The sequence below is a fragment of the Bradyrhizobium sp. WSM3983 genome, assembly GCF_000473045.1.
Taxonomy (GTDB): domain Bacteria; phylum Pseudomonadota; class Alphaproteobacteria; order Rhizobiales; family Xanthobacteraceae; genus Bradyrhizobium.
Genome location: NZ_AXAY01000007.1, coordinates 242954 through 255671, shown reverse-complemented (window position 1 = coordinate 255671; position 12718 = coordinate 242954). Strand labels below are relative to the sequence as shown.

Annotated in this window: 10 protein-coding genes; 4 read left to right on the top strand and 6 right to left on the bottom strand. The window is 63.1% G+C overall.

What is annotated here, in order from left to right:
- Positions 1-3: 3 nt before the first annotated feature.
- The 3 genes from YUA_RS0114115 to deoC all read right to left on the bottom strand — a co-directional run bounded on the left by YUA_RS0114115 (position 4) and on the right by deoC (position 3959).
- Positions 4-459: an RbsD/FucU family protein gene (locus YUA_RS0114115; protein WP_027531293.1), complete on the bottom strand. Its 456-nt coding sequence runs from the start codon at positions 457-459 to the stop codon at positions 4-6.
- An 81-nt stretch (positions 460-540) separates the two neighbouring features.
- Positions 541-2928, bottom strand: a complete 2388-nt coding sequence (locus tag YUA_RS0114110; RefSeq protein WP_027531292.1) for an aldehyde dehydrogenase family protein — start codon at positions 2926-2928, stop codon at positions 541-543.
- 2 nt (positions 2929-2930) lie between these two features.
- The gene (deoC, locus tag YUA_RS0114105; RefSeq protein WP_035970971.1) at positions 2931-3959 is read right to left on the bottom strand and encodes a deoxyribose-phosphate aldolase; all 1029 of its coding nucleotides are present in this window, start codon (positions 3957-3959) and stop codon (positions 2931-2933) included.
- Between the two features lie 229 nt (positions 3960-4188).
- On the opposite strand from deoC, the gene YUA_RS0114100 reads away from it, so the two are divergent.
- A complete protein-coding gene (locus YUA_RS0114100) occupies positions 4189-4983 on the top strand; it encodes a DeoR/GlpR family DNA-binding transcription regulator (RefSeq protein WP_027531290.1) in 795 nt (264 codons plus the stop codon).
- A 137-nt stretch (positions 4984-5120) separates the two neighbouring features.
- Here the strand turns inward: YUA_RS0114100 and YUA_RS0114095 are convergent, their stop codons facing one another.
- The 3 genes from YUA_RS0114095 to YUA_RS43895 all read right to left on the bottom strand — a co-directional run bounded on the left by YUA_RS0114095 (position 5121) and on the right by YUA_RS43895 (position 8896).
- Positions 5121-6275, bottom strand: a complete 1155-nt coding sequence (locus YUA_RS0114095) for a substrate-binding domain-containing protein (protein WP_051383179.1) — start codon at positions 6273-6275, stop codon at positions 5121-5123.
- Between the two features lie 105 nt (positions 6276-6380).
- Positions 6381-7373, bottom strand: a complete 993-nt coding sequence (locus tag YUA_RS0114090; RefSeq protein ID WP_027531288.1) for an ABC transporter permease — start codon at positions 7371-7373, stop codon at positions 6381-6383.
- Positions 7370-8896, bottom strand: coding sequence for a sugar ABC transporter ATP-binding protein (locus YUA_RS43895; protein ID WP_035970966.1), 1527 nt, complete (start codon positions 8894-8896; stop codon positions 7370-7372). The genes YUA_RS0114090 and YUA_RS43895 overlap by 4 nt, the downstream gene beginning before the upstream one ends.
- Positions 8897-9297: 401 nt before the next feature.
- Between YUA_RS43895 and YUA_RS0114080 the strand changes: the two genes are divergently transcribed.
- The 3 genes from YUA_RS0114080 to YUA_RS0114070 all read left to right on the top strand — a co-directional run bounded on the left by YUA_RS0114080 (position 9298) and on the right by YUA_RS0114070 (position 12718).
- Complete coding sequence (locus tag YUA_RS0114080) at positions 9298-10548, top strand: ABC transporter substrate-binding protein (protein ID WP_027531287.1); 1251 nt, start codon at positions 9298-9300, stop codon at positions 10546-10548.
- A 130-nt stretch (positions 10549-10678) separates the two neighbouring features.
- Positions 10679-11506, top strand: a complete 828-nt coding sequence (locus YUA_RS0114075) for an AraC family transcriptional regulator (protein WP_027531286.1) — start codon at positions 10679-10681, stop codon at positions 11504-11506.
- A 201-nt stretch (positions 11507-11707) separates the two neighbouring features.
- A complete protein-coding gene (locus YUA_RS0114070) occupies positions 11708-12718 on the top strand; it encodes a branched-chain amino acid ABC transporter permease (RefSeq protein WP_027531285.1) in 1011 nt (336 codons plus the stop codon).

The window sequence follows — 12718 nt, the reverse complement described above, 5'->3', positions numbered from 1 at the left end:
TCGTCACTCCCCGTCCGGCGCGATGACGCCCTTGGAGAACAGGAAGCAGCCGTAGAAGCGCCGCTCACCGGTGGCGATCACGCAGTAGGCCGTCTTGGCCTTTTCATAGAAGGCGTGGCGCTCGACCCCGACCAGCGGCCAGGAGCGTCCCTCGGCGCGGTCGATCGCGGCCTGCACCTCGCGCTGCACCGGCGGCACCTCCTGGGGCTGGCCGACGATCTCCATGCGGATCGCGGCGTCATCGACGAACGTATCGAGCGGCAGCACCGAGAGGATGGCTTCGATCGCCTTTGCCGTACTGACGTTGTCGATGCGAAGCAGCTCGCCGAACGCGGTCTGGCGCGCGATGGAGTCGGCAGGGAAATTGGTGTCGCACACCACGAGGCGGTCTCCGTGCCCCATTGCGCGCAAGGCATAGAGCACGTCGGCGTTGAGCAATGGATTGATGCCCTTGAGCATGTTGCGTTCCTCCCTCGTCTTCAAAATCGCCCGAACTCTGATGGTTCGGATGCCAACCAGTATCACCGCAAGGTGACGTCTTTAGTCCCCGTAGGGAATCCAGATGTTCTTCACCTGCACCGCATGACGGAGCAGAATCGGACCTTCACTCGCCGCCCGGTCGTACCAATCCAGCGCCAGGCCGTGGTCGACCAGCGTGCGCTTGAGGTTGCCGACCGACAGCCGCTCCGCGGCCGTCGAGGCCTCCGGCGAGCCGAACACCCAGAGCGCGTCGACGTCGTCATGCTCGGCTAGGACCCTTGCAAGGGCATCGCGCTCGCCGGTGACGATATTGACGACGCCGGCCGGCACGTCCGATGTCTCGAGCACCTGGTAGAAATCGGTCGCGGCAAGCGGATGCCGCTCGCTCGGCACGGCGACGACACGGTTGCCCATCGCGATCAACGGTGCCACCAGGCTGATGAAGCCCAGCAGCGGCGCCTCGTCCGGACAGGCCACCCCGACCACGCCGATCGGCTCGTGCATGGCAAGCGCCACGCCGCGCAACGGCGGCGCATGGATCGTCCCTTCGTATTTGTCGGCCCAGGCCCCATAGCTGAACAGCCGCTCGATACTCGCCTCGACCTCCGCGCGCGCCTTTGCGGGCGAAGCGCCGGTCATGTCACCGATGCGCTTGGCGAACTCGTCCCCGCGCGCCGACAGATTCTCGGCAAGGTAGTAGAGGATTTGGGCGCGATTATGCGTCGTCGCCCGCGCCCACCCCTCCGCCGAGCGCGCGGCGGCCACCGCATTGCGGATATCCTTGCGATTACCCTCGCCGGCCTCGCCGAGATGCCGCCCTTTCGGCGACAGCACCGCGCGCGAATAATTTCCGTCAGGACGGACCTGCTTGCCGCCAACAAACAGCTTGGCGGTTCGGTCGATCGACGGCGTGCCGAATCCGGCACCGTCGGTAGAGGCTGCCGCGGGCGGCGGTACCTTCGCTCGCGCTCTCCGCCCGGTCCAGGCCTTGGGCTTGAGATATTCGTAGAGGCCTTCCCGGCCGCCCTCGCGGCCGAAGCCGGACTCGCGGTAGCCGCCGAAGCCGACGCTGGCATCGAACAAATTGGTCGCATTGACCCAGACCACGCCGGCCTGAAGCTTCGGCGCGATATCGAGCGCCAGCCCGATGGTCTCGCTCCACACGCTGGCAGCAAGGCCATAGCGGGTGTTGTTGGCGAGCATCACCGCTTCATCCGGCGTACGGAATGTCATCGCGACCAGCACCGGTCCAAAGATCTCCTCGATCGCCACGGTCGATGACGGATGAACGTTCCAGAGCAAGGTCGGGGGATAGAAGCACCCCTCTGCGGGGATTTCGCCGGGTGCCTGATACCTCTCGGCGCCCTCCTTCACTCCCGTTTCGACCAGCGCCTTGATCCGCTCGAGTTGCACCGGTGCGACCACCGCACCCATGTCGATCGCCTTGTCGAGCGGCGGACCCACGCGCAGCGTTTCCATGCGGCGGATCAGGCGCTTGCGGAATGTCTCTGCAATGCCCTCCTGCAACAGAAGCCGCGATCCGGCGCAACAGACCTGGCCCTGGTTGAACCAGATCGCATCGACCACGCCTTCCACGGCGCCATCGATGTCGGCATCGTCGAACACGATGAACGGCGATTTGCCGCCGAGCTCGAGCGTCAGCGACTTGCCGGTCCCTGCGGTCGACTGACGGATCAACCGCCCAACCTCGGTCGACCCCGTGAAGGCGATCTTGTCGACACCGGGATTTTCGGCGAGCAACGCGCCGGTGGCGCCATCACCGGTCACCACATTCAATACCCCGGGTGGCAGGCCGGCTTCCGCCGCGAGCTCAGCGAACAGCAGCGCGGTGAGCGACGTGAATTCCGCCGGCTTGAGCACCACCATATTGCCGGTCGCCAGCGCGGGCGCGATCTTCCAGGCCAGCATCAGCAGCGGAAAGTTCCAGGGGATGATCTGGCCGATCACACCGACTGGAACGTGGTCCGCGAATTCGCGCTCCTGCAATTGCGCCCAGCCGGCGTGATACAGGAAGTGGCGTGCAGCGAGCGGCACGTCGAGATCGCGGGTTTCCCTGATCGGCTTGCCATTGTCGATCGCTTCCAACACCGCGAACAGACGAGCATGGCGTTGCAGCATACGCGCCAGCGCATAGAGATGACGGGCACGACCGTGACCACCGAGCTTTGCCCATGACGACTGCGCCGATCGCGCGGCGCCGACCGCAGCCTCGACATCCGCAGCGATGCCTTGCGCGATCTTGGCCAGCGTCTTGCCGGTGGCCGGCTCGATCGTCGTCAGATGCTTGCCTGAAGCCGGCGCGACGAATTTACCGGCAATGAAATGCCCGAACGTCGTGTCGTGCCGCTTCAGCCAGGCGCGCGCCTCGCCGTCCGCCTCGGGGGCGGGACCATAATCCATGGTCTCGTAGTAATGTGCGATACTCATGCTCAGCCCACGGGATGACGGTTGAAGGCCGAGTATCGGCCGGTGACGTGATGCTCAAGCTGACGCTCGATGTCGGCAAGCAGGCTCGAGGCGCCGACGCGGAACAGATCCGGCTCGAGCCAGTCGCGTCCCAACTCCTCCTTCATCAGGAACTGGTAGTTGAGCACATCCTTCGCCGTCGAGATTCCGCCGGCCGGCTTGAAGCCGATCTTGAAGCCGGTACGCTCCTCATAGACCCTGATCATGCGGAGCATCGCCAGCGTCACCGGCAGCGTGGCATTGACGCCCTCCTTGCCGGTGGAGGTCTTGATGAAGTCAGCGCCGGCCATCATGCAGACCATCGAAGCCTTGGCGACGTTCCGCAGCGTTTTGAGGTCGCCGGTTGCCAGGATCGTCTTCAGATGCGCATCACCGCAGGCCGTGCGGAAATCCCGGACCTCGGCGTAAAGAGCGCGCCAGTCTCCGGTCAGCACATGCTCGCGCGTGATGACGATGTCGATCTCCTGCGCTCCATCCCTGACGGACGCCTCGATCTCCTTGAGTTTCAGATCGTGGGGCACGAGACCCGCAGGAAATCCGGTCGAGACCGCAGCGACCGGAATGTCATACCCATCGAGCGCTTCGACCGCGGTTGCGACGAAGCGGTGATAGACGCAGATCGCACCCGTGCGCAACCCGCGTCCGGCAAAGCCGAGCGCTTCGAGGAGGTCGCTTCGCAACGGTGCCTTCGCCTTGGCGCAGAGGCGCTTCACCCGTTCGGCTGTATCGTCGCCGTTGAGTGTCGTCAGGTCGATGCAGGTGATCGCCTTGAGCAACCATGCCGCCTGCGCATCCTTCTTGACGGTGCGTCGGCCCGGCAGACTCGCAACGCGGCGCTCGGCGGCGGACAGATTGATCCTGATCTCATCGACCCAGTCCATCTCGAGCGCACGGCCGCTGTTGCGCGCGATCGGATGCGGATGATTGTGATCCCGCGCATGTGGCTGCGCCGGCACCACGGATGGATTTGATATCAAGACGCCCTGCGCCATTGCTACGCCGCGCGATGCTAGCGAATCGGCTGAAACGGCAGATAGACTGATTGTGCCGATTGCAACATGCGATCCTCCCATCCCTTGCCCGCTGGAGCTTCTGCTGCCTGCTGTCGCGGACAGTGAAACGCCCTTCGTGCCAGATGTTATTATTGTAACAAATTGGCGTTGCTAAACTCACATCATTGTAAGATCATTGTCAACCGGATAAGCAAGCTCGGTGACAAAAATGGCTGAAACACCGACCGCACGCCCCAGCGAGACCCGCGTCCAGCGGCTGCAAAGGCTGCGCCGCGCCGTCGAGACGAGCGGCGCACTGCATCTGAAGGACGCCGCAGAGCTGCTGAAGGTGTCGGAGATGACGGTCCGGCGCGACCTTGCCGGGCCCGAGGCGGCGCTCGCCCTGCTCGGCGGCTACGTCGTCAACGCGGCGTCGCCAACCGGGATCAAGTACACATTCGAACAGGAAATCGACCAGCATACGCAGGACAAGCGCCTCGCCTGCCGGTCCGCAGCCGCCTCGATCAAGGAAGGCGACACCATCTTCATCGACTGCGGCACCACGATGCAGTCGCTGGCGGATTGCCTGCCTGAGGACATGCCTCTCTCGGTGATCTGCTATTCGCTGAACGTCGCCTCGATCGTCACCCACCGCCCGGCGACACAGGTGATGCTGATGGGCGGGCTCTACCATCCGTCGTCGCAGTCGTTCTCGTCGGATGACGGGCTGTCCTATCTGCGGCGGCTCGGGATCAACAAGGCTTTCGTCTCGGCCGGTGGTCTGCACTGGACCCGCGGCGCGAGCTGCTCGAATTTTCACGAGGTCGCCATCAAGCAGGCTGTGATCGCGACTGCGATGGAGAGCATCCTCGTGGTCGACGCCAGCAAGCTCGGCAGCCTCAAGCCGGCGTTCTTCTCCGACGTCGGCTCGTTCTCGCGGATCATCGTCGGTGGCTCCGTATCGGCAGACACGCGCAAGCACTTCCGTAGCCTTCCCGTCGAATACGTCACCAGCGCAGCCTGATCCGGACGGGGGCTGGTTCGCCCGGATCAGGTCCGCCGAAGCATGATCCGGAACAGTGTGAAGCGGTTTTCCGGAAAGATCATGCTCAAATAACAACGATGCGCGGTGCCGAGGAATCGCGCATCGGTACTACAGGCTCAGTTGCAGGCGGGCTTCGCCTTGTTGCAGGCATCCGCCAGCTCGGCCGGCGGGTCTTTCTTGAACACGGTCTTGTAGGATTCCAGCACATTCGACTGCGTCACCGGCAGCGACTGCACGCCGATCCAGCCCGGCGTTTCCTTGCCCAGCAGCGCATTCATCATCGCCATCGCCTCCGCGGCGCCCTGGTCGTAGGGACGCTGCGAGCCCGTCGCCTTCAGCGGACCGCCCTTGGCAATTTCGATCGCCGATTGCAGGCCGAGGTCGACCGTCGTCATGGGAATATCGATGCCCTGGGCCCGCATCGAGCTCAGCGTGTCGAGCGCCGGTTGATCCCACACCGCGTACAGTCCCTTGACGTCGGGATTGCCGGTCAGGAAGTCGCCCGCGATCTGCGAGACCTTCGGCGGATCGGTGAAATCGACCTGCTTCATCTTGATGTCGGGCCGGTTTGCTTTCATCCACTCCCGCACGCCCTTGGTGCGTTCGTTGGTGCTGAAATAGTCGACGCCGAAATTGACGAGACCGATAGTGGCGCCCTGTGCCATGCAGGATGCCAGGATCTGTGCCGCAATCTGGCCATTGCCCTGGCTATCGGCCGAGACCATCGACGCATATTCCTCGGGATGCTTCAGACCGGTCGGAATGCTGTCCATCAGGACGAGCTTGATGCCCGCCTTGGCGATCTTCTTGTAGGTCGGTGCAGTCGCGGTGAAATCGACCGGAATCGAAATGATGCCGTCCGGATGCTGCTGGATGGTGTTCTCGATATCGGCGATCTGCTTGTCCACCTGATATTCGGCGGATGCCACGCCCGTCACCGTCACGCCGTACTTCTTCAGCGTATCGGTGATGCCCTGGATCTGGAGCTGCGACCAGTCGAGATTGACCGTCTGCATCGAGATGCCAACCTTGAAATGCTTCTCCTTGATTTTCGCGGCGTCGGCCTCCGACAGGGCGAGCACCTCGGGGGAAGCCGCCTTCTCGCCGTGGGGTCCCTGGCCGACGATCGATTTCGGCCCGAGCGTTGCGAGATCGACGCCCTTGACGCAGGTCGCGGGCACTTCGGCGCGGGCCGAGGGGACAATCGAGACGGCCGCGGCAGCAGCCATCAACACCGTCAAAGGCAAGGTTTGTCGCAAGATTGGTTTCATCGTTTCCTCCATTTTTTGGTCGCCGATTCACCGGAGGGCCAGCGACCTTGCCCCTACCCACGCGGCGCGATGGACTTGTGGCTCATGCGCCGCGCCTGACCTCGACTAGCGTTTCGTGAAAGCAACCGCGGCAACGATGATCGCGCCCTTGATCACGAGCTGCATCGGCGAGCTCACACCGAGCAGAACAAGGCCGTTGTTGAGCGTGCCGATGATCAGACTGCCGAACAGCGTTCCCAGGATATAGCCGCGCCCGCCGAACAGGCTGCAGCCACCCAGGATCACCGCAGCGATGACGTCGAGCTCCATTCCCTGCACGACGTCGGGTCGCGCTGCGTGTGAGCGCGCGGACAGCACCAGCGCCGCGAGGCCAGCCAGGGTGCCGGTCAGGACGAAGGCTGCGGTCGTGACCCGCTTGGTGTTGATCCCGGAATAGAGGGCCGCGGTCGGATTGCCGCCAACCGCATAGATGCGCCGGCCGAACACGTTGTAGTGCAGAAGCAGGATGCCGACGATCATTGCCGCCAACGTCCAGGCAATCGGAACCGGTATGCCGAGGAACGTGCCTTCCCCAAAGATCGCGAAATAGGTCTCGTTGGTGATGATCACCGGCTTGGTGTTGGTCACCATCATCGCCAGTCCCCGCGCCATGCTCAGCGAGCCCAGCGTCACCAGGAAGGACGGGATCGATAGCTGCGTGGTCAGGATGCCATTGAGCAGCCCGACCAGCGCGCCTGTGCCGAGCCCGGCCACGGCGCCCACGATCCAGCTGTTGTTGATCTGGCTCATCGCGAGAGCGGCCGCCATGCCTGACAGCGCCAATGTCGAGGCAACCGACAGATCGATCTGACGCGCGATGATAATGAACGTCATGCCGACGGCGATGATCGACACCAGCGTGGTTTGGCGCCCGATGTTCAGGAAATTGTCCACCGAGAGGAACCAGGGCGAGGACAGGCTGAACACGACCAGCAGGATCACGAAGGCGATGTACAGCATGTACGGTCGCTCGCCCCGCAGCAGATTCTGGAGAATCTTGCGGCGGCGATCGGATCGGGTCGACGAGGCGACCACGTTGGGAGCAGTCAGTTCGGTCATGCGGGAAGCTCTTGCAGTGGGCCTGGCCCGGTGGCCTGGTACATCTGGAGGAGATGATGCAGCTCTTCGGCATCATCGATCTCGCCGCGCGAAAGCGTACGAGCCACACGCCCGTTGACGATCACGGAGATGCGGTCGCAGAGCTCGATCAATTCGACGAGATCGGACGAGACGACCAGGACCCCGCTGCCGTCGCGGACGGCATTCCGGATCACGGCATAGATTTCCTCGCGTGCGCCCACGTCGACGCCAACCGTCGGTTCATCCAGGAGCAGCACGCGCGGCCTCGGATCATTCCATTTTCCGAACACGACCTTTTGCTGGTTGCCGCCGGAGAGTGTCCTGACCAGGCTGAACGCGCCCGGCGCTTTCACCGCAAGCCTGGCGACCGCGGTTTCCGCACGCCTGGCGGCGGCGCGTTGCTGCATCCAGCCCCAGCGCGAGAAATGGGGAATCCGCGGCAAGGTGACGTTTCGTTCGATCGAGTGGTCCAGGACCAGGCCTTGCACATGTCGGTCTTCCGGCACCAACGCGATGCCCTGCTCGATCGCATCGGCAGGCCCTCTCGGCAGCCATCGCCGGCCCTCGATCTCGATTGTGCCGCTCTCGAGCGGCCGGAGGCCGAACACTGTCTCCAAAATCTCCGTGCGTCCGCTGCCGATCAACCCGGCGAGGCCGTGAATCTCGCCCTTCAGCAAGGAAAGATCGACAGCGCGAAGCCGGTCGTTGGACGCGCCCGACAGCGACAGAACCAGCGACAGATCCAATTCGCGTTTCGCGGCAGGTTCGGTGCGCCGGCCCGTGGATGCCGATCGATCAGTTCCGACGATCGCGTTCACCAGCCGCTTCATGTCGGTCTCGGCAGTGACAAACGTGCCGGCGTTGGCGCCATCACGCAGCACCGTCACGCGCTGCGAGATCTCGAAGACCTCATTGAGCCGGTGGGTCACATAGATCACGCCAACTCCGCGCCGCGTCGCCTTCCCGATCGCATCGAACAGGATCCCCACCTCATCCGATGTCAGCGAGGAGGTCGGTTCATCGAGAATCAGAAGCCGGACCTCGCCCATCAGGGCCTTGGCGATCTCTGTCATCTGCCGATAGGCAAACGGCAGCGAGCCGACGGTCGCTCTCGTATCCAGGGGAATGCCGAGCTCGTTCAGGAACGCCTCGGCCCTGGCCATCAGCGCGCGCTGCCGGACGAAACCGAAGCGCGCACGCGGCTCACGGCCGAGCAACAGATTGTCCGCGACGCTCAGGGATTCAACGAGGCTGAGGTCCTGATAGACGACGGCGATCCCCGCCTCGCGCGACTTCGCCGGGCTGTCGAATTCCACCGGCTTGCCGGCGATCTCGATCGTGCCGCTGTCGTGGGCATGAACACCACTGAGGATCTTGATCAGCGTGGATTTTCCCGCGCCGTTCTCGCCCAGCAGCGCGTGCACCTCGCCGGCGCGGACCTCGAGGTTGACATCGCGTAGCGCCCGCACGCCGCCAAAGCGCTTGTTGATGCCACTGACCATCACAAGCGAGGTCGACGGCCGAGGCTCTGCTGTACCCGAACCGGACAATTCCAAACTTTCCTCCCGTCGGCCCTGCGAGACGCTGGTACGATGGTGACATCTTGTTAGTTTTGCAACTTATCTTGTTATAATTCTATCACCTCGGGCGGCGTGTCAATGGCGGATCGCGTGTTGGAGCCCGTTCGGATGACCCACGGCAGCCGCCGCGCAACGATTTGCGACGCACCATTCAAAATGAGACTGCCCGTTAAGCCGCGCATGGCTCCGACGCGTGCGACGCGTCGGAGTTCGGTTAGCCTCCACCTCAAGAACCGTTGGCCTTGTAAGAACGTCGCACCGCACGGCGGACGCGCGAGGATGCGGTGAAAAACAACGACAAGAACGCCCCAGGGAGGAGAGCAATGTTGAAAGGCAGTCTAGGACTGATCGCGTTGAGCAGCCTGTTGTTGTCGGGCACCGCCTTCGCGCAAGAGAAGATCAAGGTCGGCGTCACCGCGACGCTCGAAGGGACCTATACCGTGCTCGGCGAGGACGGCATCCGCGGCTTCCAGACCGCGCTCAACGTGCTCGGCAAGAAGGTCGGCGACAAAGAGCTCGAATTCGTCATCGCCTCGACCGACGCGACGCCCGACTCCGCGGTCCGCGCCGTGCGAAAGCTGATCGAGCAGGACAAGGTGCAAATCCTGCTGTCGCCGCTATCAGGTGACGAGGGCATTGCGGTCAAGAACTTTGCAAAGACCCATCCCGAGTTGACGTTCGTCAATGCGGCCTCCGGCGCCCAGGAAACGACCTATGTCGATCCAGCCCCGAACTTCTTCCGCTACAATATGGACGGCGCGCAGTGGCAGGTCGGCCTCGGCAAATACGCCTATGAGGAGAAGAAGTATCGCAAGATCGCGACCGTCGGCGAGGACTACTCCTTCATCTACACCCAGGTATTCGGCCTCGTGCTCGAATTCTGCGGTGCCGGCGGACAAGTCACCAACAGGCAATGGGTGCCACTCGGCACCAAGGACTTTGCCTCGGTCATCGCCGCCCTGCCCGACGATGTCGATGCGATCTATCTGGGCCTCGGCGGCGCCGACGCCGTCAACTTCCTAAACCAGTACCAGCAGGCCGGCGGCAAGGCGCATCTGATGGGCGGATCGATCATGATCGACCAGACCATCCTGTCGTCCAAGGGCAACGCCAAGAATGCACTGGTCGGCACGCTGGCCGCGAGTGGCCAGGCCGACACCTGGGAGGATCCGGGTTGGCAGAAGTTCGTGAAGGACTATCAGGACGCCTTCCCGCCGAACAAGCGCTTCCCGAGCCCGTCGCTGCTCGCCACCAACTATTACGGCTCGACCATGGCGTTGATCCTGGCGCTGCGTCAGGTCAATGGCGATCTCTCCAACAATCAGGCCAAGTACAAGGAAGCCCTCGCCAAGATCGAGCTCGACGCGCCCAACGGCAAGATCAAACTTGACGCCAACCGCCAGGCGATCGGCACCAACTTCGTCACCGAGGTCGTCGATGACGGCAAGGGCGCGCTGTTCTCGAAAGTCGTGAAGGTGATCCCGAACGTGAATCAGACGCTGGGCTACGACCCCGCAGTGTTCGCCAAGATCGGTTTGCCAAGCCGTACAGTACCGGAATGTAAGAAGTACTGACGTAGTCGCGTTTGCGACGCCATGAATGATCGGGGAGAGATTTGCAAAGAGCGCGACACGTGCGCCCTTGCATTCTCTCCCCGGTTGTTGAACGCTATCAAAAAAGACAAGAGCTTCTGGGAGGGAAGGCATGAGCCGGGCGCTCGCCGTCTTCCACGGCCGCTTCGGCCGGGCGACGGTCTATCAGTTGAACCGCCCCTTCAACATTCACGCGCATCGCGAAGGTCATTTGATCTTCCATGTCGGGGGACGTCCCGCATGCATCGATGTCAACGATGGACGTTACGAACTCACCGAGGGGTCCGTCGTCGCGGTCAATCCATGGGAACCGCATAACTTCCTCCCGTCCGATCTCGACGGCGGCGCGGTCTTCTTTGTGCTTTATGTCAATGCGGAGTGGTTCGCGCCCGATGCGCCCGGCGCCGACCGCCTGCGCTTCGGCCGCACCCAGTTCATTCGGTCGGTTGCGCTGGACAAGCACATCAGGCACGCGGCCGCCCTTGTGTGCGGCGCACCCTCGCTGAATAGCCTCGATGGCGAGTTGAGAAGTCTGATCGACGTCTGCTACGACGAAAGCTGGCAGCAAGCGGAGACAGCGCCCGATCCGCGCGCGAACGGCTCCGTCACCGATTTTCGCGTGCGCAAGTGCATCAAGATGATGTCGGAGAGCCCCGGCGCGGAGATCGAACTCGACACCATCGCGCGTGAATCCGGGCTGTCGCGGCCACATTTCTACCGGCTGTTCCGCACCCAGACCGGCGTTACCCCTCACCTCTATCTCAACACGCTGATGATGGAGCAAGCGCTGGAGGCGCTGGTCGCGAGCGAAGCGCCGATCGCCGATATCGGCTTCGATCTCGGCTTCTCCTCGCAGAGCGGTTTCACCCGTTTCTTCGCCGCCAATGTCGGGATGGCGCCGACCGATTATCGCCGCGCGGCCAAGGTTTTGCGCGGCTGACGAGCGCGCGAAAAGATACTCACGATCAAACGCCTGCCCCGCAGTCCCATTAGGATGTGCGGAATGCGATCCCGTTAGAGGATCGCAAGTCCAGGGAGGACGCACGTCCATGGCAGGGCTAGCAGCCGGCAACGGCTTGCATGCCCCCTCTCCCCGCTTGCGGGAAGAGGGTTGGATTGACGCAAAGACGGAGCGGCAATCATGACCCGCTTTGTCGAACGCCATCCTGCATGGGCGCTGATCATTATCATCGCTGTCGCAGTGGCGCTGTGGTTGATCTTCGCGGTATGGCCACCGGGGCTTGAAGAGGCGGTCGGTCGCAAGCGGGTGTTCCTCAACGCGCTCTTCAACGGCATCACGCTCGGCGGTCTCTATTTCCTCGTCGCCAGCGGCTTCACGCTGATCTTCGGCCTGATGCGCAACGTCAACCTCGCGCACGGCTCGCTCTATCTGTTCGGCGGCTATGTCGGTTACGCCATCAGCGCCTCGACCGGCTCCTGGATCCTTTCGTTCATCGTCGCCTTCATTCTGACGGCGCTGGTCGGCGTCCTGCTTCAGGTCCTTGTGTTCCGCCGCATGGAGGGTCAGGATCTGCGCCAGACCATGGTCACGATCGGGCTCTCGATCGTGTTCGCCGATCTCATGCTGTGGGCCTGCGGCGGCGACTTCTATCAGATCCAGACCCCGAACTGGCTGATTGGACCGATCGAGCTGCCGCTGATCACCGCGGTGAAATCCTCGGGCGAACCGGTCTATTTGCGCTATCCGCTGGTGCGGCTCGTGATCTTCCTGGCTTCAGTGATCATCGGCATCGCGATGTGGCTCGCGCTCAACCGCACCCGGATCGGCATGATCATCCGTGCCGGCGTTGACGATCGTGACATTCTCGCTGCGACCGGCGTACGCATCCAGATCGTCTTCGTACTCGTCTTCGCGCTCGGTGCCGGCCTCGCCGGCATCGCCGGCGTCGTAGGCGGCACCTTCCAGTCACTCTCCCCCGGTGAGGACATCCGCTTCCTGCTCGCATCCCTCGTGGTCGTGATCGTCGGCGGCATGGGCTCGATACCCGGTGCCGCGCTCGGCGCGCTGATCATCGGCCTCGCCGAGCAACTCGGCTCGGTCTACATCCCGACCTATGCCATCGTCGTGACCTTCCTGATCATGGTCCTGGTGTTGGCCCTTCGGCCGCAGGGCTTGCTGGCGAGACGCTGA

What these genes read in the sequence shown, in the direction of transcription:
- YUA_RS0114075 (WP_027531286.1), top strand. Translation starts at nt 10,679, where the DNA reads ATGAGCCGGGCGCTCGCCGTCTTCCACGGCCGCTTCGGCCGGGCGACG.
- YUA_RS0114080 (WP_027531287.1), top strand. Translation starts at nt 9,298, where the DNA reads ATGTTGAAAGGCAGTCTAGGACTGATCGCGTTGAGCAGCCTGTTGTTG.
- YUA_RS43895 (WP_035970966.1), bottom strand. Translation starts at nt 8,896, where the DNA reads ATGGTCAGTGGCATCAACAAGCGCTTTGGCGGCGTGCGGGCGCTACGC.
- deoC (WP_035970971.1), bottom strand. Translation starts at nt 3,959, where the DNA reads ATGGCGCAGGGCGTCTTGATATCAAATCCATCCGTGGTGCCGGCGCAG.
- YUA_RS0114090 (WP_027531288.1), bottom strand. Translation starts at nt 7,373, where the DNA reads ATGACCGAACTGACTGCTCCCAACGTGGTCGCCTCGTCGACCCGATCC.
- YUA_RS0114115 (WP_027531293.1), bottom strand. Translation starts at nt 459, where the DNA reads ATGCTCAAGGGCATCAATCCATTGCTCAACGCCGACGTGCTCTATGCC.
- YUA_RS0114095 (WP_051383179.1), bottom strand. Translation starts at nt 6,275, where the DNA reads ATGAAACCAATCTTGCGACAAACCTTGCCTTTGACGGTGTTGATGGCT.
- YUA_RS0114110 (WP_027531292.1), bottom strand. Translation starts at nt 2,928, where the DNA reads ATGAGTATCGCACATTACTACGAGACCATGGATTATGGTCCCGCCCCC.
- YUA_RS0114100 (WP_027531290.1), top strand. Translation starts at nt 4,189, where the DNA reads ATGGCTGAAACACCGACCGCACGCCCCAGCGAGACCCGCGTCCAGCGG.
- YUA_RS0114070 (WP_027531285.1), top strand. Translation starts at nt 11,708, where the DNA reads ATGACCCGCTTTGTCGAACGCCATCCTGCATGGGCGCTGATCATTATC.